Below are 20,019 nucleotides of genomic sequence, written 5' to 3'. Positions count from 1 at the left end.
CGTAGTTACTCGCGGTATAAAAGCCACTCGACACCGGAAAGAGACAATATATGTGAAATTAGTGTTCCCCTGAATACAGCCGGCAAACACCCGTTGCGACGTCTATCACGATCGATTATTCGGGAATTCGGTCGGGTCCGTCGGTGGCGGTCGGAATAACGCGGGCTTTTGCGACGAAACCAGTCGTTTCCATCCCGTTGGCCGGTGCTTTCGGTCGGGTCNTTCGGTCGGGTCCGTCGGTGGCGGTCGGAATAACGCGGGCTTTTGCGACGAAACCAGTCGTTTCCATCCCGTTGGCCGGTGCTTTCGGTCGGGTCGTCTCGAGACAGGGTAAACCGAACGGTCGACCACTTGCCACGGACGCCCGCGCGCTTATTCGCGCACGCGCCAAACCGAAACTATGGTACGCGAGACTCGTTCGGAACTCGAGACGCTCGAGAACGCCCTCCCAACGACGGTCGATGAGGCGGCGATCAAGCGCATGCGCGTCGTCGCTCACGCCCTCGACGAGGGGCTTCGAGTGCCGGGCACGGGCGTCAGGGTCGGTCTCGATCCGATCGTCGGCATCCTTCCCGGAGCAGGCGACGCTGCTGCGGCGGTCGTCTCGCTGTATCTCGCCGCCGAATCCGCCCGACTGGGCGTCTCCCAATCGACGCTGCTTCGCATGCTCGCGAACATCGGCATCGACACCGTCATCGGTTCCGTCCCCCTCCTCGGCGTCGCCTTCGACGCCGTCTGGAAGGCCAACAAGCGCAACCTGAAACTCGCGCTTAAGGACCTCGCCGACGAAGGCGGCGGGGCGGCGCACGGACCGGACGCTGTTTCTCTCGAGTAACGCAGCGACTCGAGGCCATACCACGTCGGTCCCGTTTCGGCGCACCTCGCGACACGCCATCGCGGTCGCTCGCGGCCTTGTTCTCGGAGAAGTGCGCTGGCTGGGATTTGAACCCAGGTTGTGACCATGGCAAGGTCACGTGATACCACTACACTACCAGCGCGCTCGGCACCGCACCGTCGGACACTCGATCTCGAGTGTATCCGAACGGTCGTGCCACCGCTATTTATAAATAACGAACCTCGACCGGGCGCCCCGCCGTGTCTCCGATCACGAACCGATCCCCACCGTTCGGGTGGAGTGAGACGGGGCCGACGAGAGTTGAGCCTCGACTGCCGGTTTGGACTCAGTGAGACGTTAATACTGAGAGACGACGAAACGGCAGTGAGCACGAACGCAGTGCTCGGTCGGAGTAATCGTCGGAGAAGTGCGCTGGCTGGGATTTGAACAACGGGAAGACGATCCTGCTTGCTCACTTCGTTCGCTCGCAGACTGCGACTTCTCTCGTTCAAATTTAGAACGACTTCACGGCTCACGGATGGCGAGCACACGCTACGCGGTGCTCGCCGAGTTGCTCGCCGTAGAAGTGCGCTGGCTGGGATTTGAACCCAGGTTGTGACCATGGCAAGGTCACGTGATACCACTACACTACCAGCGCCCTGCTGCACTCATACCTACTGCCGGATAGGTGTATAAGGGTTGCGAATCAACCCGGCATCGGCATGCCGCAGCATGCCGGTTTTCGAGTCCCGGATCGACGACCGCCGTCGTACAGCGGCAATATCGTCCGCATCGATCGGGGACTGTCGTGATCAGTCACCGCGGGTGAGTGTGTGTCCGTTCGGCACGAATTCGTGGGTGAGAGGCGTTGACAGCCGGAATCGAATCCGCTATTCTTTTAAGACCCTCTCCGCAATACATCGCTACAGTCTAGTGACGCGGCGCCGAAGCGTCTCGGCATGACTGTCAGCGTACTCGTGCCGTCGTCGCTCAGCCGGGAAGCCGAAGACAAACGCGAGGCAACTCGCAAACTCGGATACGTCGCCCGCGCGGCGACGATCTTCCGGGCTGATCGCCTGGTCGTCTATCCCGATCGGGATGGCGAAACCGGGCAGTTCGACGGCGGGTTCGTACAAACCGTGTTGCGGTACGCCGCAACGCCCCCATACCTCCGCAACGAGGCATGGGGGATGCGGGACGAACTGGAGTACGCGGGCGTCTTGCCGCCGCTCCGCGCCATGTCACAGACCGGCTCCGAATCTACCGGTTCGGGGTCGTCAAGACAAGGAATCGTGACCGAGGTCGGACCTGAAGGGCGCGTCCGGGTCAATTGCGGACTGCAACACCCGATCTCCCTCAACGTACCGCCGAAAATGGCGGTCGAAGAGGGGGAGCGCGTGACCGTCAGGATCTCTTCGCGACGACCGGTCCGGGCGAAGCTCGTCGACGAGCCCCTCCCGGGGCTTTCGATCGAGCAGACGGACCTGCAGGCAGCACTCGGCCGTGAGGATGCTGGCGTCCGCATCGCAGCCTCCCGATTCGGTGATGCACTCACCGTCGGGCGACTCGAGACGCTGGCCGGACGCGTCCAGCGCGACGGGATGACCGTCGCCTTCGGCGCGCCCGAGAGAGGGCTGCCGGCTATCCTCGGAATCGAGGAATCGGCCATCGACGCGTCGTCCGGACGAGACGACGCGGTCGACCCGTCGTCCAACCGGGACGACGCTGCCGATAACGGAGTCGAACCCACCGCCGATCCGGGGTTCGACCTCTGGCTAAACACGGTTCCGGATCAGGGAAGCGAGGTCGTGCGAACGGAGGAGGCTCTGTTCGCGACGCTCGCTCCCCTCTCACTGAGAGAGTGATAGAATGCCACAAGCAAATACACCACGCAAAGGCTCACTCGGGTTCGGCCCACGACAGCGTGCGACCAGCGAGGTCCCGCGTTTCAACTCGTGGCCGGACGACGACGGACAGCCGACGCTCCAGGGCTTCGCGGGCTACAAGGCCGGCATGACCCACGTCGTTATGGTCGACGATAAAGCGAACTCGCCGACCGAAGGGATGGAAGAGACCGTCCCCGTGACGATCGTGGAGACGCCGCCGATGCGCGCCGTCGCACTGCGAGCGTACGAAGACACGCCGTACGGTATGAAGCCGATAACCGAGGTCTGGACCGACGAGTTCGTTCCCGAACTCGATCGCGTCCTGGACCTTCCCGGTGACGAGTACGACACCGACGCCGCCACGGACGAGCTCCGTGGCCTCCAGGAGGAGGGTCGCGTCGACGACGTTCGCGTCATCACCCACACGGTCCCGGGGGACGTTCCCTCGGTTCCGAAGAAGAAACCGGACGTGATGGAAACGCGCGTCGGCGGCGGTTCCGTCGACGACCGCGTCGACTTCGCCCTCGAGACCATCGAGGACGGCGGCGAACACGTCATGAACGACGTGTTCCGTGCCGGCGAGTACGTCGACGCAAGCGGCGTCACGAAAGGGAAAGGGACGCAGGGCCCCGTCAAGCGATGGGGCGTCCAGAAGCGCAAGGGCAAACACGCCCGCCAGGGCTGGCGTCGCCGCATCGGCAACCTCGGCCCCTGGAACCCGTCCCGCGTCCGCTCGACGGTCCCCCAGCAGGGCCAGACCGGCTACCACCAGCGGACGGAACTGAACAAGCGCCTCGTCGACATCGGCGAGGGCGCTGACGCGACGGTCGACGGCGGCTTCGTCAATTACGGCGAAGTCGACGGCCCGCACGCGTTGATCAAGGGCTCGCTCCCCGGGCCACAGCAGCGTCTCGTACGCTTCCGCCCGGCGATCCGACCCGGAGACCAGCCGCGCCTCGATCCCGAGGTGCGCTACGTCTCCACCGCATCCAACCAGGGATAACACATGGACGCAACAGTACGAAACCTGGACGGCTCGGACGCGGACACGATCGAGCTCCCGGCGGTCTTCGAGACCCAGTACCGCCCGGACCTGATCGCTCGTGCCGTTCGCGCCGCCCAAGCAAACCGAAAACAGGACTACGGTGCCGACGAGTTCGCCGGTCTTCGAACGCCGGCCGAATCGTTCGGTAGCGGCCGCGGGATGGCCCACGTGCCACGACAGGAAGGGCGCGCGCGACGCGTTCCCCAGGCCGTCAAGGGACGCAAGGCACACCCGCCGAAAGCCGAGAAGGACCAGTCCGCATCGATCAACACGAAAGCAAAGAAACTGGCCGTCCGCAGCGCCGTCGCTGCGACGACCGACGCCGAACTCGTCGCCGAGCGTGGCCACGAGTTCGACGCGGACGCCGAGATTCCCGTCGTCGTCGACGACGAGTTCGAGGACCTCCAGAAGACCCGCGCGGTCGTCGACTTCCTCGAGGCAGCCGGCCTCGCGGACGACATCGAACGCGCCGACGAGGGTCGCAGCGTCCGCTCCGGGCAGGGGAAAGCCCGTGGCCGCAAGTACAAGACGCCGACGTCGATCCTCTTCGTCACCTCCAGCGAGGCCGGCCCGTCCCGTGCGGCCCGCAACCTCGCCGGTGCCGACGTGACGACGGCCGCGGAGGTCAACGCGGAGGACCTCGCACCCGGCGCACAGCCGGGACGGCTCACCGTTTGGACCGAAAGCGCGCTCGAGGAGGTGGCTGACCGATGAGTTCGGTTATCGAACACCCCCTCGTCACCGAGAAGGCGATGAACGACATGGACTTCGAGAACAAGCTCCAGTTCGTCGTCAACACGGACGCGACCAAGCCCGAAATTCGGGACGAGGTCGAGGAGCGGTTCGAAATCTCGGTCCGAGACATCAACACGCAGGTAACGATGAAGGGTCAAAAGAAAGCGATCGTCCGCCTCTCCGAGGAGGACGACGCACAGGAAGTCGCTTCGCGAATCGGGGTGTTCTGAGAATGGGACGACGCATTCAAGGACAACGACGCGGTCGCGGGACCTCCACGTTCCGTGCCCCGTCGCACCGATACAAGGCGGACCTCGAGCACAAGAAAGAGGAAGACGACGACATCGTCCGCGGGACGGTCGTCGACATCGAACACGACCCGGCGCGATCCGCGCCGATCGCCGCCGTCGAGTTCGAGGACGGCGATCAGCGTCTGATCCTCGCGCCGGAAGGTATCACCGTCGGCGAGGAGTTGCAGGTCGGCGTCTCCGCCGAGATCAAGCCCGGTAACACGCTGCCGCTCGCGGAGATTCCCGAAGGTGTGCCGGTCTGTAACGTCGAGTCGAACCCGGGCGACGGCGGCCGATTCGCCCGCGCCTCGGGGACGAACGCGGACCTGATCACCCACGACCGCAACGCGGCGGTCATCCAGCTTCCAAGCGGCGAGGTCAAGCGCCTCGACCCGCAGTGTCGAGCGACCATCGGCGTCGTTGCCGGTGGCGGCCGCACGGAGAAGCCGATGGTCAAGGCAGGCAACAAGTATCACAAGATGAAGGCCCGGGGCACCAAGTGGCCCCGCGTCCGCGGTGTCGCGATGAACGCTGTCGACCACCCGTTCGGTGGCGGCGGCCGCCAACACCCCGGCAAACCCAAGTCCGTCTCGCGGGACGCCCCGCCGGGACGGAAAGTCGGTGACATCGCCTCCCGGAGCACCGGTCGAGGTGGCAACAAATGAGTCAGGAGTACCGAACCGGCCGTGAAGGTGAGTTCACCTACCGCGGCCACACGCTCGAGGAGCTGCAGGACATGGAGCTCGACGAAGTCGTGGAACTGCTCCCCGCACGACAGCGGCGAAGTATCCAGCGCGGTCTCTCCGTCGAGAAGGAGAAGCTTCTCGCGGAGGCCCGCGAGAAGGGCGAAGAAGAGACGGCGAACGATCCGATTCGAACGCACCTGCGGGATATGCCGATCCTGCCGGCGTTCGTTGGGATGACCTTTGAGGTCTACAACGGACAGGCGTTCGAACGCGTGCGCGTCGAACCGGAAATGATCGGCCACTACCTCGGCGAGTTCCAGCTGACGCGGACCTCGGTCGAGCACGGACAGGCCGGTATCGGCGCGACCCGATCGTCGAAGTTCGTCCCACTGAAGTGATCCACGTATGGGAATCAACTACTCAGTCGACGCCGATCCCGACGCGACGGCGAAAGCCATGCTTCGGGAGCGTCATATGAGCAACAAGCACAGCAAGGAGGTCGCACGCGAGATCAAGGGCCGAACCGTCGGCGAGGCTCAGGCGTACCTTCAGGACGTAATCGACGAGACCCAGTCGGTGCCGTTCAAGTCCCACAACATCGGTGCCGGACACCGCTCCGACATCGACGGCTGGGACGCCGGCAAGTACCCGGAGAAGGTCTCCAAGGAGTTCCTCGATCTGCTCGAGAACGTCGAAGCAAACGCGGATCATCAGGGCTTCGACGGCGAATCCATGGAGATCGTCCACGTCGCCGCCCACAAGGTCGGCGAGTCCGTGGGCCGCAAGCCCCGCGCGATGGGGCGTGCCTCCTCGTGGAACACGCCGCAGGTCGACGTCGAGATCGTCGTCGAAGAAGTCGACGAGGACGAAGCAGGTGATAGCTAATGGCTGACGAACACCAATTCATCGAGAACGGCCTGCAGCGGTCCCAGATCGACGAGTTCTTCCAGGAAGAACTCGGCCGTGCGGGCTACGGTGGTATGGACGTCGCCAAGACGCCGATGGGAACCCAGATCGTCCTCAAGGCCGAGAAGCCGGGGATGGTCATCGGCAAAGGCGGCGAGAACATTCGGAAGGTCACGACGGCCCTCGAGGACCGATTCAACCTCGAGGACCCCCAGATCGACGTGCAGGAGGTCGAAGAACCAGACCTCAACGCACGGATCGTCGCGGACCGACTGGCCAACGCACTCGAGCGCGGCTGGTACTTCCGGAAGGCCGGTCACACGACGATCGACCGGATCATGGAAGCCGGCGCGCTCGGCGCGGAGATCGTCCTGTCCGGGAAGGTCACCGGCGCACGATCGCGCGTCGAGAAGTTCAACCGCGGCTACATCAAGCACAACGGCGAGCCCGCAGAGGAGGTCGTCGACCACGGCCAGGGCGTCGCGGTCATGAAACTCGGCACCATCGGTGTCGACGTGAAGATCATCCCGCCGGGTGCCGAACTGCCCGACGACTTCGAGGTCAGCGAAGACATGGACCCGGAGGAAGTCGTTCCGGACGCCGTCGAAGTCAACGAGGCCGAGGGCGTCGAGGAACTCCTCGAGGGCGAACCGGAGGAAGCCGACGCGGATGCCGAGGCTGCGGCTGAAGAGGCCGCCGACTCCGAGGCCGAGGCCGACCTCGACGAGGACGTCGTCGAGGAGGTCATCGAGGAAGAGGTCGACGCCGACGAGGAGTTCGACGAGGTCGAGGTCCCCGGCGGCGACGAAGACGTCGAGGAAGAACTCGAGGAACTCGAGGAAGACGTCGAAGCGGAGGCCGAGGAACTCGTCGAGGAGATGGAAGACGAGGACGCAGACGAGGGAGGTGACGCCTGATGGCGATCCTCCACGCCGAGGAGATCCGCGACATGACGCCCGCAGAGCGGGCGGAAGAACTCGAGGAACTCGAGACGGAACTGCTGAACGCGAAGTCCGTTCTCGCGGCCGGTGGGGCTCCGGAGAATCCGGGCCGTATCGGCGAGTTGGGTCGTACCATCGCGCGAATCAAGACGATTCAGCGCGAAGAGGGTGACCTCGACGACGAAGTCGAAGCGGACGCTGAATAACACAACCACACACCAATGGCACTGACACCTGAGACCCTGCCGCGACACGAACTCAACGGCCTTCCCGTCCGCGTCGTCGAGAGCGACGACGCCTCGCGGGTGGGGCTGACCGGGCGTGTCGTCATCGAGACGACGAAGACCCTCTCCATAGAGGTTCGACGCGACGGCGAGTCTCGGGTCGTGATGGTGCCGAAATCGGGCTCGACGTTTGAGTTCGCGATCACAGATGACGCCGCCGACGGCCGTCGAGGGAGCCTCGACGGCTTCCCGGATGCGGTCCGGGAACCCGAGAAGGGGTCGGGGACTGCGTCCAAACTGGCCGACACTGAACCCGCCGGGGACTCCGAGGATCGATCCTCGACCGTGGCGGACCGAGCCGGCGGCGAGGCCGCCGGCTGTCGCGACGAGGTCCCCTCACGGGATCGCCGTCACGCTGCTGGCGAGGACGTAGCCTACGTTACGGTCGATGGATCGCGGCTGCTCTCACGACCCGCCCGACGCACGGAAACGAGTGGTGACTCACCATGGCAATAGGACTAGACGTTGAAACCCCTCCGGAACCAGAGAACCCGGAGGAATACGACTACGAGAAGTGTCCGTTCTACGGCGAACTCTCCGTTCGAGGGCAGATCCTCGAGGGGACGGTCGTCTCGACGGACATGGATAAGACCGTAGTCGTCGAGCGAGAGTACGATGTGGCGGTCCCGAAGTACGACCGACACATGAAACGACGCTCGCGCATCCCGGCACACGTACCGGGCGTGCTCGAGCCGCTCTCGGTCGGTGACACGGTCAAGATCGCAGAGACCCGACCACTGTCGAAGACGAAATCGCACGTGGTCGTCGAAGTAACCGAAGAAGCAACGGCGGAGGACCTCGCAGAGCTGACGAGCCAGGCCGAGCCTGAGCCGGCGCTCTCCGACGAGGACCTCGCCGCGGCTGCAGACGAGGGTGATCAGTGATGGAGGCGATGAAGGCCGACGTCACGCAGGGCCTGAAGAAGGGCTCGCTGGTCACGTGTGCCGACAACACCGGCGCGCGTGAACTGAAGGTCATCAGCGTCGCGGGCTACCACGGCACCAAGAACCGCCAGCCGAAGGCGGGGATCGGTGACAAGGTGACCGTCTCGGTCACCAAAGGGACCCCCGAGATGCGCCGCCAGGTCCTCGAGGCCGTCGTCGTCCGCCAGCGGAAGTCGATCCGCCGGCCCGACGGCACGCGGCTGAAGTTCGAGGACAACGCGGCGGTCATCATCGACGAGAACGAGGAGCCCCGCGGCACGGAGATCAAGGGGCCGATCGCCCGCGAAGTCGCAGAGCGCTTCGGAGCAATCGCCAGTACGGCGACGATGATCGTATAGATATGACTGAACAACCACACAAACAGCGAACGCAGACGCGAACGGCGCCGCTGCACGAGCGACAGAAGCAGCTCCACGCGACGCTGTCCGACGAGCTCCGCGAGGAGTACGACACCCGTCGAACCCGCGTCAACGCGGGCGACACGGTCGAGGTCATGCGCGGTGACCACGCCGGCGAGGAAGGCGAGGTCATGCGCGCGATCCTCGAGGACGGGACCGTCCACGTCGAGGATGTGACCGTCGAGACGGCCGACGGCGAGGAAGTGCCGCGGCCGCTCGACCCCTCGAACGTTCGGATCACGGAGCTCGATCTCGAGGACGAGCGTCGCGAGGCGCGTCTCGAAGGTGATAGCGAATGACGAAACACCAGAAACGACTATCCGTACCGAAGTCCTGGCCGGTCGAGCGAAAGACCGAGACCTTCACGGTCAAGGCCGACGCCGGTCCCCACGGCGAAGACGGCGTGCCGCTCGTCGTCCTCCTGCGGGACGTGCTCGGCTACGTGGACTCGCGGAAGGAAGCACGATATGCCCTCTCGGAGGATTCGATCCTCATCAACGGGGTTCCGATCAACGACGAACAGCGCCCGATCGGCATGTTCGACATCGTTGCGTTCCCCGGGCGGGACGAGTACTACCGCGTCTTCCCCGACGAGGGCGGTCGGCTCGCGCTGACCGAGATCGACGAGGAATCGGCCCAGAGCCGCCTCGGCAAGATCGTGAACAAGCAGCAGGTGTCGGGTGGCGACACCCAGCTGACGCTGCACGACGGCACGAACGTCATCGTCGACGATGAGTACGATCCGAAGGACTCGATCGTCATCGACAACGACGACAAGTCCGTCGTCGCGCACTTCCCCTACGAGGAAGGCGCACTCGTGACGGCCGTCCGTGGCAACCACGGCGGCAAGGTCGGCGAGATCGATACGATCGATATCACACCGGGCAGCGGTTCGAACAGCGTCGGCGTCTCGACTGACGACGGCGGCTTCGAAACCGTCGAAGAGTACGTCGTCGTCATCGACGAGAACTTCACGGGTGACGACGATGAGTGAAGCCGACGCCGACTTCCACGAGATGCGCGAACCGCGCGTCGAGAAGGTCGTCGTCCACATGGGCGTCGGTCAGGGCGGTCGCGAACTCGGCAAAGCAGAGGACATCATCGAGGAGGTCACGGGTCAGGAAAGCGTCCGGACCCAGGCCAAGCGAACCGAACCCGACTTCGGGATTCGGCAGGGCGATCCGATCGGCGCGAAGGTGACCCTCCGCGACGACGACGCCTACGAGTTCCTCGAGAAGTCGCTGCCGCTGACGGAGCTGTCGGCGGCCCAGTTCGACGACACGGGCAACTTCAGCTTCGGCGTCGAGGAGCACACCGACTTCCCGAGCCAGGAGTACGATCCGAGCATCGGGATCTACGGACTGGACGTCACCGTTAACCTGGTGCGTCCGGGTTACCGCATCGCCAAACGCGACAAGGCAACCCGGTCGATCCCGTCGAAGCACCGACTGACTCCCGAGGACGCCATCGGCTTCCTCGAGGCCAACTTCGACGTGAGCGTGGAGGACACGGACGATGAGTGAAAGCGAAACCGAAGAGAACGACCGCACGGGCGAGCACGCCGCGAAGCGAACGGGACAGATCGAGTCCTGTCAGCGCTGTGGCCGCGAGCAGGGACTTGTCGGGAAGTACGACATCAACCTCTGCCGGCAGTGCTTCCGCGAGATCGCCCGCGACATGGGATTCAGGAAGTACCGATAACATGACCGGAAACGATCCACTCAGCAACGCGCTTTCGGGACTCGACAACGCCGAGAGCGTGGGTCATCTTACCCACGAGGTAACGCCCGCCTCGAACGAGATCGGCAGCGTACTCGAGGTCTTCTACGACCGCGGGTACATCGACGGCTTCGAGTACGTCGACGACGGCAAAGCCGGTCAGTTCGAGGTCGAATTGAAAGGAGCGATCAACGAGTGCGGCCCCATCAAGCCCCGCTACGCCGTTGGTTCCGAGGACTTCGAGAAGTGGGAGAAGCGCTATCTCCCCGCTCGGGACTTCGGTGCCCTCGTCGTCACGACGAGCAGTGGCATCATGAGTCACTACGAGGCGCGCGAGAAGGGTATTGGGGGCCAGGTGATCGCATACGTCTACTAATCATGCGAGTCGAACTGGAAATCCCCGAGAACGTAACCGTCGAGGTCGATCGGTTCGATGTGACCGTCGAGGGTCCGGAAGGCGCCGTCACCCGGCGTCTCTGGTATCCCGACGTGACCGTCGAGACTGACGACGACCAGGTGGTCATCGAAAGCGGTGCCGAGGACGCGAAGACGAATTCGACCGTCGGCACCTTCGAGAGCCACATCACCAACGCCATCCACGGCGTGACCGAGGGCTGGGAGTACGAGATGGAGGTCTTCTACTCTCACTTCCCGATGCAGGTCCGCGTGGAGGGCGACGAGGTCGTCATCGAGAACTTCCTCGGCGAAAAGGCACCGCGACGAACGACTATCCACGGTGACACCGAGGTCTCCGTCGACGACGAGCAGCTCGTGCTGTCCGGCCCCAGCAAGGAAGATGTCGGACAGACGGCGGCGGACATCGAGCAGCTGACGAAGGTCAGCGGCAAGGACACCCGCGTCTTCCAGGACGGGGTCTACATCACCACCAAACCCGCCAAAGGAGGTGCCTGATAGATGGCAGACGACCAATCGAACGACGAACCCCAGGAGCTCGAGGACATCAGCGGCGTCGGTGCGAGCAAGGCAGACGCACTGCGAGACGCCGGCTTCGAGACCATCCAGGACGTCAAGGAAGCCGATCAGGACGCCCTCGCCGAAGCCGACGGCGTCGGGAACGCACTCGCCGCCCGTATCAAGGCCGACGTCGGTGACCTCGAAGTCACCGAGGAAACCGAAGCCGAGATCGAAGACGAGGGTGCCGAGGCGGAAGCGGAACCCGACGAAGACGTCGAGACCGAACTGCAGGCCCGCGGGCTGACCGAGAAGACGCCCGACCTCTCCGAGAACGAGGAGCGACTCCTCAACCGTCGGCGGAGCGAAGGGAACCCGCAGTTCAATCGACAGGACTACCACAAGAAAAAGCGGACGCCGGAATCCTGGCGTCGACCCCGCGGGACGCTGTCCAAGCAGCGCCGCGGCGTCAAGGGCAAGGGCCCGAAAGTCCAGGCCGGCTACCGCACGCCGAAAGCAGTCCGCGGGAAACACCCCAGCGGCTTCGAGGAAGTCTACGTCGAGAACACGGACGACCTCGAGGGCGTCGACGGCTCCCGTGAGGCGGTTCGGATCGCATCCGCCGTCGGTGCGCGCAAGCGCGAGCGGATCGAAGAGATCGCCGAAGAACAGGGCATTCGCGTCCTGAACCCGACCTACGAGGAAGTCGAGGTGGAATCCGATGACTGATCTCACAGCACAGAAGCGACTCGCCGCTGACGTCTTGGACGTCGGCGAGAACCGCGTCTGGCTCGACCCCGATGCGCAGGGCGACATCGCCGAAGCGATCACGCGCGACGAGATCCGCGAACTCGTCGACGAGGGTCGCATTCAGGCCGACGACCCCTCGGGCAACTCCCGCGGCCGCGCTCGCGAACGGAACGCGAAGCGCGCCTACGGCCACCAGAACGGGCAGGGCAAGCGCCGCGGCAAGAAGGGCGCACGCCAGAACGAGAAAGACGAATGGCAGAACAAGATTCGCGCACAGCGACGGAAGCTGCGCGAACTCCGCGATAAGGGCGAACTCACGCCCACGCAGTACCGCGAGCTCTACAAGAAGGCTGGCGGCGGGGAGTTCCGTAGCGTCCGGTACCTGTTGAACTATATCGACGAAACCTACGGTGACCAATAATGGCGACAGGACCACGATACAAAGTACCGATGCGGCGTCGCCGTGAGGTCCGGACGGACTACCACCAGAGGTTGCGCCTGCTGAAATCGGGCAAGCCACGCCTGGTTGCTCGCAAGAGCAACAAGCATACTACGGCGCAGCTGATCACTCCCGGACCTCAGGGAGACGAGACGCTTGCGAGTGCACACTCGAGCGATCTGGCGGAGTACGGCTGGGACGCACCCACGGGCAACATTTCCGCGGCGTATCTGACCGGCCTTCTGGCCGGCAAACGAGCCGTCGAGGCAGGTCTCGAGGAAGCGGTCCTCGACATCGGTCTCAACACGGCGACGCCCGGCAACAAGGTGTTCGCGGTACAGGAGGGCGCGATCGACGCCGGCCTCGAGATTCCGCACAACGACAGCGTGCTCGCGGACTGGTCGCGTACGCGCGGCGAGCACATCGCCGAGTACGCCGAGCAGTTAGACGAGCCGCTGTACAGCGGCGAGTTCGACGCGACTGATCTCCCCGAACACTTCGACGACGTACGAGAGGCGATTCTCGAATGAGTGGAAACAACTACAACGACGGCGGTTGGCAGCCAGTCACCCGTCTCGGCCGGAAGGTCCAGGAGGGCGACATCGAGACGATGGAAGACGCCCTCAACTCTGGCCTCCCGCTGAAGGAACCCGAACTCGTCGACCAGCTCCTCCCTGGACTGGAAGACGAAGTGCTGGACATCAACATGGTCCAGCGGATGACCGACTCCGGACGACGCGTGAAGTTCCGCTGTGTCGTTGCCGTCGGCAACCGCGACGGGTTCATCGGCTACGCCGAAGGCCGAGACGATCAGGTCGGCTCCGCCATCCAGAAGGCGATCGGTATCGCGAAGCTGAACATGATCCAGGTCCCGCGCGGATCGGGCTCCTGGGAGGACCGCTCGGACCGGCCACACTCGCTGACTCGACGGACGACCGGCAAAGCCGGCTCCGTCGAAGTCGAGGTCATCCCCGCCCCCGAAGGGCTGGGACTGGCCGCCAGCGACACCGTCCGTCACGTCCTCGAGCTGGCCGGCATCGAGAACGCCTGGACCAAGAGCCACGGCAACACTCGAACAACGGTCAACCTCGCGAAGGCGACCTACAACGCGCTCGAGAACGCCTCCCAGTCGCGTCATCCGCGACGACGACCCAACCGAGAGGACGCCGAGGTGGCTGACCAATGAAAGCGATCGTCCAGATCCGCGGCGAAGTGAACCGACAGGAAGACGTACAGGATACCCTGTCGATGCTCAACATCCACAACGTCAACCACTGCACGCTCGTCCCCGAGACCGACGCCTACGAGGGGATGATCGCGAAGGTCAACGACTACGTCGCCGTCGGCGAGCCCGACGCGGACGTCCTCGAGACCCTGCTCGCGAAGCGAGCGGAGCCCCTCGAAGGGGATCAGTCCGATGTCGACGAGGAGTGGCTGGCCGACAACACCGAGTACGACGACTTCGGTGCCCTGGCCGCGGCGCTCCTGGCGGAGGAGACGACGCTCCGTGACGAGGGACTGTCACCGACGCTTCGACTCCACCCACCGCGGGGGGGTCACGAGGGTATCAAAAAGCCGACCGTCGAGGGCGGCCAACTCGGAAAGCATACAACAGGGGAGATTAACGACCTCCTAGAATCGATGCGATAACCATGACGAGCAAAAAACGACGCCAGCGCGGATCGCGAACCCACAGCGGCGGTTCCCACAAGAACCGACGCGGTGCGGGCCACCGTGGTGGCCGCGGCCGTGCCGGGCGCAGCAAACACGAGTTCCACAACTACGAACCGAAGGGCAAACACGGCTTCAAGCGACCCCACGACATCCGCGAGGATGTCGCGGAGATCGACGTCCAGAAGCTAGACGAGGACGCGATCCTCTACGTCGCGGACGATCTCGCCGAGGAGACCGACGATGGCTACCGACTCGACGCACGCGACATCGTCGAGGACGGCCACGAGGTCGACACGGTGAAGGTCCTCGGGTCCGGTCAGGTCCGGAACACGCTCGAGATAACGGCGGACGCGTTCTCCGATGCGGCCGAGGAGAAACTCGAGGCTGCCGGCGGCGAGGCAGTCATCTCGGAGCGAGCACAGGAGGACGACGACGCCGAAGCCGACGCTGAACAGGACAAGGAATAACATATGGGATGGAAGGAAGCCGCTGAACCGGTCCTCACGCGGATGCCAGCAGTGCGCCGTCCGGAGGGGCACGTCCCCTTCAAGCGCAAGCTGATGTGGACGGCCGGTATCCTGATGTTGTACTTCTTCCTGACGAGCATCACGCTGCTCGGTTACCAGGCCGGCGGATCGGGCGACCTCTTCGGTGAGTTCCGTGCGATCCTCGCCGGGTCACACGGATCAGTCCTGCAGGTCGGTATCGGTCCGATCGTCACCGCGAGCATCGTCTTACAACTGCTCGGCGGGGCGAACCTACTCGGGCTCGACACCGACGATCCACGGGACCAGGTCCTCTATCAGGGGCTCCAGAAGCTGCTGGTCATCCTGATGGTCATCCTGACCGGGCTCCCGATGGTGTTCTCCGGTCCGCCGGGAGGGGGCTTCCTGCCTGCCCAGACGTCGATGCAACTCGGTGGGATGGCGCTCACCGCGACACAGATCCAGATCCTGATGTTCGCCCAGATCTTCGTTGGCGGGATCCTCATCCTCTATATGGACGAGGTCGTCAGCAAGTGGGGCGTCGGCAGCGGGATCGGTCTGTTCATCATCGCCGGCGTGAGCCAGCGTCTGGTCGCCGGTTTCATCCAGCCCAACTCGGGCGGGCTCTTCTACAGCTGGTACCAGATCCTGGTCGGGCAGGTCGAGATCGGCTCGATCGCGTCCGGCGAGGGGCTTTACGCCCTATTGGTCACTGAAGGGAACCTCATCGGGCTGTTCACGACGCTGCTGATCTTCGGGATCGTCGTCTACGCGGAGTCGGTTCGCGTCGAGATTCCGCTCAGTCACGCTCGAGTGAAGGGTGCGCGCGGGCGCTTCCCCGTGAAGCTCATCTACGCGAGCGTCCTGCCCATGATCCTCGTTCGTGCAGTGCAAGCGAACGTCCAGTTCATGGGACAGATCCTGAACAGCCAGTGGGGGAACATGCCTACCTGGCTCGGGACCTACTCACAGGGCCAGCCCGCCAGTGGGTTCTTCTACTACGTGGCCCCGATCTACTCCCGACAGGACTGGATGTGGTGGACAGCGAACGTCTCCCAGGAGTGGTGGCAGGTGATGATCCGGATCGGCATCGACGTCACCTTCATGATCGTCGGTGGCGCGGTCTTTGCCATCTTCTGGGTCGAAACCACTGACATGGGGCCCGAATCGACGGCAAAGCAGATCCAGAACTCCGGGATGCAGATCCCCGGCTTCCGACAGAACGTCGGCGTCATCGAGAAGGTCATGGAGCGGTACATCCCGCAGGTGACCGTCATCGGCGGTGCGCTGGTTGGCCTGCTGGCCGTCTGTGCGAACATGCTCGGTACCATCGGCGGCATCAGCGGAACCGGACTGCTGCTGGCTGTCTCCATCACGTACAAACTGTACGAGGAGATCGCCGAGGAGCAGATGATGGAAATGCATCCGATGATGCGCCAGATGTTCGGCAGCGAATAACGATAATCTGTTTTCGGGCGTTTCGACGCCCACATCTCTTCACGCAGAACCAGCCTGCTGTAGCGGTCGTTCGCTACTGGTTCAGAGGTGAGGCGGAGATGCCCTCGAAGATGCACACGGGCGTGGTGAGCGCCTCTGGAAGGGCGCGCTCTACTGGGCGATAGATATTCCGGTCTTCACGCTCTCGCCAACGCTGAGAGTCATTGACGATGAAAGCGAGCGACGTGCAACTAGCCTCGATGGAACCCAACTACCAGTCAATTCGCCACCTCGATATCGGTACGTTGGGACAGCACAGTATGGAGAATTCCCAGCGTACATCTGTGATGGTACAACAGTGCTGTTACAAACAGGAAAGCACCAAACCGGACGGCACCGCCATAACTGAAACCGGAGTAGCGTCAATCCAATCTCGTAGCCAGGTGGTTAGCAGCGAGTGCAGACCCGTTCAATAGGGTTGGCCTCGTGGCCGTACGGAATCTCAGACCGGATGATGCTGTCTGGTGGCGTCATCTGTCGCACCTCCGAACAGTCTCACTCGCCCAGTGGCCACCCGACGGAGGCGAGAAACCCCTGAGTACTCTCCGGAAGCGACCGGTCAGTGACCGAGGTGTAGACGATGACTCCCTTGATAACCAAACGACCCCCAAGCGGGTCAAACTCGTGGAGGTGGTCGTTGACGCGGATATCGACCGGCAACTCGAACTGACGGATGTCCACCGTCCCACTGACTGTGTCTTCGATGCCTTCGGGTTGTGAGATGCCGTTGTACTGGACGGCGACGACGATCTGGGCGATTTCCGGTGGCCGTCGATGATAACTCGTGAGCAGTCCCACTGCGTGAACTCGACACCGTTGCGGGTGATGGTGCGTGGGCGGTCGTATTGACTGGGGTCGCGGCCTTGACCGGCTGCTGTTCCAACCGTGCCGGTACTACCTATGGTGCTGGTACCTATCGCTGCCAGAATGGTTCGACATCAAAATCATGCAGCGCTCCGAGCAAGCAGCCGACTACTGTCCGGGTGAAGATCGTATCTTCCGGGACTGAGAGGTCGCCGGTTGCTACTGGTAGCGGTGTTCCCGGTACGCTGCTGGGGGCAACCGGATTCGAGGCTTCAATAATTCACCCCCCGAGCGATTGACCCGATAATTGATCCTTTTCCAGTGCCCAGGTGGCTGTCTGCGGAGAACTATCTGTCTCCCCTCTGGAATAGGAGTAAAAAGCCTAATTGTTTTTGGATTTTAATGATGAGTTGTGCTTTTATAAATATGGGGAAATAAGATGAATAATTATATTGTATCGGTTGTATAAGTGCTACTGAGGGGATCGAATTGCGACGGTCAGGGAGTCCCCAGTCTGGTAGTTGACCATCGGTATTCGTACTTCAACGAACTCTCTCATCGTTGATCTCCCTCTATCAGCGAATGGTGATAGACGAGTCGCGCGTGTCTCCCACGCTCCATCGATAAGAGATTCTTCAATCAGGGCGGTTCGCTATTCCAATATTGAGATTAGTATTGCTCGTGGAGAATCCTGTAATTGACCCCGTATACCAGAGCGTGCGCTTCTCGCCGGGCTGTAGAGTAACCTCCACTTCGGGAAGGTTGCCACCACCGCCACCAGACATCGACTGGTCTTGCTCAATAATCACGGTCTGTGTCTGTTCTGCGGTGCCGTCTTCAGTGCTCATTTCCTGTCCCTGCGTTACAACGATGCGCTGGCTCTGAGTTCCTTGAACAGACTGCCCGTCGCCAGTGCCGCCTGACTGTTGTGGTTGGCCGTAGCGGTCGTATCCGAGCCGCCCGGTGACTCGCAGCGTTGCTGTTCCGCCTACCCCATTAGGACACGCTTGAATCGTAACCGCGCCACTTGACCAGTCTTTTCCGGTTAGGCTTTCGTCACTACAGCCGCGCGTTCGCACTCGTCCGTCCGCACCGCAATCCACGTTCTGGGTGGTTGCTGTAGCAGTTCCGGTGAGCGTGGAGAAACCAGTCGCCACTCCGAGCACGCCGAGCAGGTTGCGGCGGTTGACAGGGGAGTCGGTGACACTCGTATCGCCGTTTTCGCTCGTGAAATTGGCTGGATTAGGCGTCATGAGTTCGGTCTGTGATCAATCGCGGTCGCTCGCTCGTTGCAGGACAACCTGCCCACGAACGGCCATTTATAGCTTCCCAGCAGATAGAACGGTTAACGATCTCTCTAAGTGACACTTCTCTGTCAATTATGGTCCTGATCGAAGATTCAAACAAACATGTCGAGACTAAGATCAACATGAGAGAATCCCCTCTACCCACTGTCCAATAAGTAACTGTAGCTGTCACCGGATACACCCACCACTACATGGACTTAAACCATCTGTAATATATTAAACTAATTACATTAAATTGGACAGTCGGTGGGTTGCTGTTAAGTCGAAGCCATTCACGGCGCTTCTCGTAATCTGGGATCAGTGTTCCCACTGTATTCCAAAACGAGTTGGAGTGACCATCATGGACAGCATGTGCCAGCTCATGGACGATAACGTAGTCCTGAATCCGGACAGGTGCAAGAATAAGTCTCCAGTTTAATCGAACTGTCCCATCATCAAATTCACCTTAGCGGCCGGAGAGGGTGCCAACGTTGATCGACACATCGGACAGCCCCAGCTTCGACTCGTACTGGGGGCTGCGTTCTGGGAGTTTGTCTGTGGCATGGCAGAGGGACCAATCGACCACCGCTTGGCGCTTTCGACGGATACTCACCGCATCAGCTGGTGCGGCTTCTCGAGCAGCCATTCCTGCCGACTCTCGAGCATATCCTCGATCTCGCCGATCGTCGCCGCCATCGGGGCGCGGACCGTGAGCTCGAGCGACTGATCTAGCGAGAGCCCGACCGTCTCGCGGTCGTCACACCAGTTGATCTCGTAAGGAATGACTGTCTGGCCAATGTGATGTTCTCTCATTCGTAGTGTGAGCGAGCGAGTTGGATCACGCGGGTCGTGAGTTCGTCGCGCTCGCCATCACTCAGGTCAAGGTCGGACTTGTATAGACTCGATCTTGACCTGTTTGCGAATCTGCTGTTGAATCGGTCCTCTGGCTCGAGCGTCTGGAGACACGTCTGGTTTCGTTACCGAGATGGACGCCAACATTGCTCTCTCAGCCGACCGTCGTGGTCGGCCGACGGGAAGGGCGTGCCACTCGGCGTCTTTGTGAGAGGCGTCTCTGACTGTCTGGCGAGAACTGAACGAGGCGAAACTCTCGGAAGACAGCGGACTACAAGGGTGCCGGCGCTGTGCGGTACCGGAAAACAGCGAGAAACGCGTAGATATGCCTCGCGGAACGGGTGACGGGTCGAGACGATTACTGGATGGAGTAGCCCGCGGCGAGGGTCAACAGGAGCACCATGAACAACGCGGTGAGCATCAGGTACGTGACCGACCGCGGTTCGTCCTTCAGGTGCTGGAAGTAACCGGCGATCAGCGATACCTTGATCGCTGCCAGAACCATCGTACCCGCTATTGCTACCTGCTCCGTGAAGATCTCAGGAAAATGGAAAAAAGCGAACTTTCCCGTCGCCAGCAGTAACAATGCCACGTAGACCAAGCTGTACGTCCGAATGCTCGCCATTAGTGGGGAATGTGGGTGACGGATAC

Annotated in this window: 31 protein-coding genes and 2 tRNA genes; 26 read left to right on the top strand and 7 right to left on the bottom strand. The window is 62.5% G+C overall.

The features are described from left to right. Positions 1-400 precede the first annotated feature (400 nt). Entirely contained in the window at positions 401-835 is a 435-nt protein-coding gene (locus C486_RS06525; protein WP_008454394.1) for a DUF4112 domain-containing protein, read from the top strand. A gap of 92 nt (positions 836-927) precedes the next feature. Here the strand turns inward: C486_RS06525 and C486_RS06520 are convergent. Beyond that, positions 928-998: transfer RNA gene (locus C486_RS06520), tRNA-Gly, on the bottom strand. Between the two features lie 424 nt (positions 999-1,422). Then, positions 1,423-1,493: transfer RNA gene (locus C486_RS06515), tRNA-Gly, on the bottom strand. 301 nt (positions 1,494-1,794) lie between these two features. On the opposite strand from C486_RS06515, the gene C486_RS06510 reads away from it, so the two are divergent. Genes C486_RS06510 through secY form a run of 25 tightly spaced genes read left to right on the top strand, consistent with a single transcriptional unit; the run spans position 1,795 to position 16,387 of the window. Further along, positions 1,795-2,700, top strand: a complete 906-nt coding sequence (locus tag C486_RS06510) for a putative RNA uridine N3 methyltransferase (RefSeq protein WP_008454392.1) — start codon at positions 1,795-1,797, stop codon at positions 2,698-2,700. A 4-nt stretch (positions 2,701-2,704) separates the two neighbouring features. Then, positions 2,705-3,724, top strand: a complete 1,020-nt coding sequence (locus tag C486_RS06505) for a 50S ribosomal protein L3 (protein WP_008454390.1) — start codon at positions 2,705-2,707, stop codon at positions 3,722-3,724. Between the two features lie 3 nt (positions 3,725-3,727). Further along, positions 3,728-4,480: a 50S ribosomal protein L4 gene (gene rpl4p, locus C486_RS06500; protein WP_008454388.1), complete on the top strand. Its 753-nt coding sequence runs from the start codon at positions 3,728-3,730 to the stop codon at positions 4,478-4,480. After that, positions 4,477-4,731, top strand: a complete 255-nt coding sequence (locus C486_RS06495; RefSeq protein WP_008454386.1) for a 50S ribosomal protein L23 — start codon at positions 4,477-4,479, stop codon at positions 4,729-4,731. The genes rpl4p and C486_RS06495 overlap by 4 nt, the downstream gene beginning before the upstream one ends. A 2-nt stretch (positions 4,732-4,733) precedes the next feature. Next, entirely contained in the window at positions 4,734-5,456 is a 723-nt protein-coding gene (locus C486_RS06490) for a 50S ribosomal protein L2 (protein WP_006185658.1), read from the top strand. Next, the gene (locus C486_RS06485; RefSeq protein WP_008454384.1) at positions 5,453-5,875 is read left to right on the top strand and encodes a 30S ribosomal protein S19; all 423 of its coding nucleotides are present in this window, start codon (positions 5,453-5,455) and stop codon (positions 5,873-5,875) included. Before C486_RS06490 ends, C486_RS06485 begins: the two co-directional genes overlap by 4 nt. 7 nt (positions 5,876-5,882) lie before the next feature. Next, entirely contained in the window at positions 5,883-6,362 is a 480-nt protein-coding gene (locus C486_RS06480; RefSeq protein WP_008454382.1) for a 50S ribosomal protein L22, read from the top strand. Then, positions 6,362-7,300 (top strand): 30S ribosomal protein S3, encoded by a 939-nt coding sequence (locus tag C486_RS06475; RefSeq protein ID WP_008454381.1) that lies wholly within the window; start codon positions 6,362-6,364, stop codon positions 7,298-7,300. Before C486_RS06480 ends, C486_RS06475 begins: the two co-directional genes overlap by 1 nt. Beyond that, positions 7,300-7,530 carry a 50S ribosomal protein L29 gene (gene rpmC / locus C486_RS06470; protein ID WP_008454378.1) on the top strand — a complete coding sequence of 77 codons (231 nt, stop codon included), beginning with the start codon at positions 7,300-7,302 and terminating at the stop codon, positions 7,528-7,530. The genes C486_RS06475 and rpmC overlap by 1 nt, the downstream gene beginning before the upstream one ends. Before the next feature lie 15 nt (positions 7,531-7,545). Beyond that, on the top strand, positions 7,546-8,064 hold the full coding sequence (locus C486_RS06465; protein WP_008454375.1) for a ribonuclease P protein component 1: 519 nt from the start codon (positions 7,546-7,548) through the stop codon (positions 8,062-8,064). Next, the gene (locus tag C486_RS06460; RefSeq protein WP_007108797.1) at positions 8,055-8,492 is read left to right on the top strand and encodes a 30S ribosomal protein S17; all 438 of its coding nucleotides are present in this window, start codon (positions 8,055-8,057) and stop codon (positions 8,490-8,492) included. Before C486_RS06465 ends, C486_RS06460 begins: the two co-directional genes overlap by 10 nt. Continuing rightward, the gene (locus C486_RS06455; RefSeq protein ID WP_006180012.1) at positions 8,492-8,890 is read left to right on the top strand and encodes a 50S ribosomal protein L14; all 399 of its coding nucleotides are present in this window, start codon (positions 8,492-8,494) and stop codon (positions 8,888-8,890) included. The genes C486_RS06460 and C486_RS06455 overlap by 1 nt, the downstream gene beginning before the upstream one ends. Positions 8,891-8,892: 2 nt before the next feature. Continuing rightward, on the top strand, positions 8,893-9,249 hold the full coding sequence (gene rplX, locus C486_RS06450; protein ID WP_007108798.1) for a 50S ribosomal protein L24: 357 nt from the start codon (positions 8,893-8,895) through the stop codon (positions 9,247-9,249). After that, positions 9,246-9,944, top strand: coding sequence for a 30S ribosomal protein S4e (locus tag C486_RS06445; protein ID WP_008454367.1), 699 nt, complete (start codon positions 9,246-9,248; stop codon positions 9,942-9,944). The genes rplX and C486_RS06445 overlap by 4 nt, the downstream gene beginning before the upstream one ends. Beyond that, entirely contained in the window at positions 9,937-10,473 is a 537-nt protein-coding gene (locus C486_RS06440; protein WP_008454365.1) for a 50S ribosomal protein L5, read from the top strand. Before C486_RS06445 ends, C486_RS06440 begins: the two co-directional genes overlap by 8 nt. Beyond that, positions 10,466-10,651 (top strand): 30S ribosomal protein S14, encoded by a 186-nt coding sequence (locus C486_RS06435; RefSeq protein ID WP_006185648.1) that lies wholly within the window; start codon positions 10,466-10,468, stop codon positions 10,649-10,651. Before C486_RS06440 ends, C486_RS06435 begins: the two co-directional genes overlap by 8 nt. Before the next feature lies 1 nt (position 10,652). Further along, positions 10,653-11,045, top strand: coding sequence for a 30S ribosomal protein S8 (locus C486_RS06430; RefSeq protein WP_006185647.1), 393 nt, complete (start codon positions 10,653-10,655; stop codon positions 11,043-11,045). Positions 11,046-11,047: 2 nt separating this feature from the next. Continuing rightward, on the top strand, positions 11,048-11,581 hold the full coding sequence (locus C486_RS06425) for a 50S ribosomal protein L6 (RefSeq protein WP_008454363.1): 534 nt from the start codon (positions 11,048-11,050) through the stop codon (positions 11,579-11,581). 3 nt (positions 11,582-11,584) lie between these two features. Then, positions 11,585-12,310 carry a 50S ribosomal protein L32e gene (locus C486_RS06420; RefSeq protein WP_008454361.1) on the top strand — a complete coding sequence of 242 codons (726 nt, stop codon included), beginning with the start codon at positions 11,585-11,587 and terminating at the stop codon, positions 12,308-12,310. After that, a complete protein-coding gene (locus tag C486_RS06415; RefSeq protein ID WP_006185644.1) occupies positions 12,303-12,752 on the top strand; it encodes a 50S ribosomal protein L19e in 450 nt (149 codons plus the stop codon). The genes C486_RS06420 and C486_RS06415 overlap by 8 nt, the downstream gene beginning before the upstream one ends. Further along, positions 12,752-13,300 (top strand): 50S ribosomal protein L18, encoded by a 549-nt coding sequence (locus tag C486_RS06410; RefSeq protein ID WP_008454356.1) that lies wholly within the window; start codon positions 12,752-12,754, stop codon positions 13,298-13,300. Before C486_RS06415 ends, C486_RS06410 begins: the two co-directional genes overlap by 1 nt. Beyond that, entirely contained in the window at positions 13,297-13,956 is a 660-nt protein-coding gene (locus C486_RS06405) for a 30S ribosomal protein S5 (RefSeq protein WP_008454354.1), read from the top strand. The genes C486_RS06410 and C486_RS06405 overlap by 4 nt, the downstream gene beginning before the upstream one ends. Next, positions 13,953-14,420, top strand: a complete 468-nt coding sequence (locus tag C486_RS06400) for a 50S ribosomal protein L30 (RefSeq protein ID WP_008454352.1) — start codon at positions 13,953-13,955, stop codon at positions 14,418-14,420. Before C486_RS06405 ends, C486_RS06400 begins: the two co-directional genes overlap by 4 nt. A 2-nt stretch (positions 14,421-14,422) precedes the next feature. Next, positions 14,423-14,911, top strand: a complete 489-nt coding sequence (locus C486_RS06395) for an uL15m family ribosomal protein (protein ID WP_007108804.1) — start codon at positions 14,423-14,425, stop codon at positions 14,909-14,911. A 3-nt stretch (positions 14,912-14,914) separates the two neighbouring features. Continuing rightward, positions 14,915-16,387: a preprotein translocase subunit SecY gene (gene secY / locus C486_RS06390; protein ID WP_014864129.1), complete on the top strand. Its 1,473-nt coding sequence runs from the start codon at positions 14,915-14,917 to the stop codon at positions 16,385-16,387. Positions 16,388-16,921: 534 nt separating this feature from the next. Here secY and C486_RS06385 read toward each other — a convergent pair. The 5 genes from C486_RS06385 to C486_RS06375 all read right to left on the bottom strand — a co-directional run bounded on the left by C486_RS06385 (position 16,922) and on the right by C486_RS06375 (position 19,993). After that, on the bottom strand, positions 16,922-17,224 hold the full coding sequence (locus C486_RS06385) for a hypothetical protein (protein WP_008454348.1): 303 nt from the start codon (positions 17,222-17,224) through the stop codon (positions 16,922-16,924). A gap of 641 nt (positions 17,225-17,865) precedes the next feature. Continuing rightward, positions 17,866-18,483, bottom strand: coding sequence for a hypothetical protein (locus C486_RS20880; protein WP_152419131.1), 618 nt, complete (start codon positions 18,481-18,483; stop codon positions 17,866-17,868). 241 nt (positions 18,484-18,724) lie between these two features. Then, positions 18,725-18,922 (bottom strand): M48 metallopeptidase family protein, encoded by a 198-nt coding sequence (locus C486_RS22220; RefSeq protein ID WP_241432470.1) that lies wholly within the window; start codon positions 18,920-18,922, stop codon positions 18,725-18,727. A 203-nt stretch (positions 18,923-19,125) separates the two neighbouring features. Next, the gene (locus C486_RS22215) at positions 19,126-19,329 is read right to left on the bottom strand and encodes a hypothetical protein (RefSeq protein ID WP_008454346.1); all 204 of its coding nucleotides are present in this window, start codon (positions 19,327-19,329) and stop codon (positions 19,126-19,128) included. Between the two features lie 397 nt (positions 19,330-19,726). Further along, positions 19,727-19,993: a cytochrome C oxidase subunit IV family protein gene (locus tag C486_RS06375; protein ID WP_007108806.1), complete on the bottom strand. Its 267-nt coding sequence runs from the start codon at positions 19,991-19,993 to the stop codon at positions 19,727-19,729. Positions 19,994-20,019 lie beyond the last annotated feature (26 nt).

It is taken from the genome of Natrinema gari JCM 14663, assembly GCF_000337175.1.
Classification (GTDB): Archaea; Halobacteriota; Halobacteria; order Halobacteriales; family Natrialbaceae; genus Natrinema; species Natrinema gari.
The sequence above is the reverse complement of the archived record's forward strand: the minus strand, read 5'-3'. Positions and strand labels throughout refer to the sequence as shown.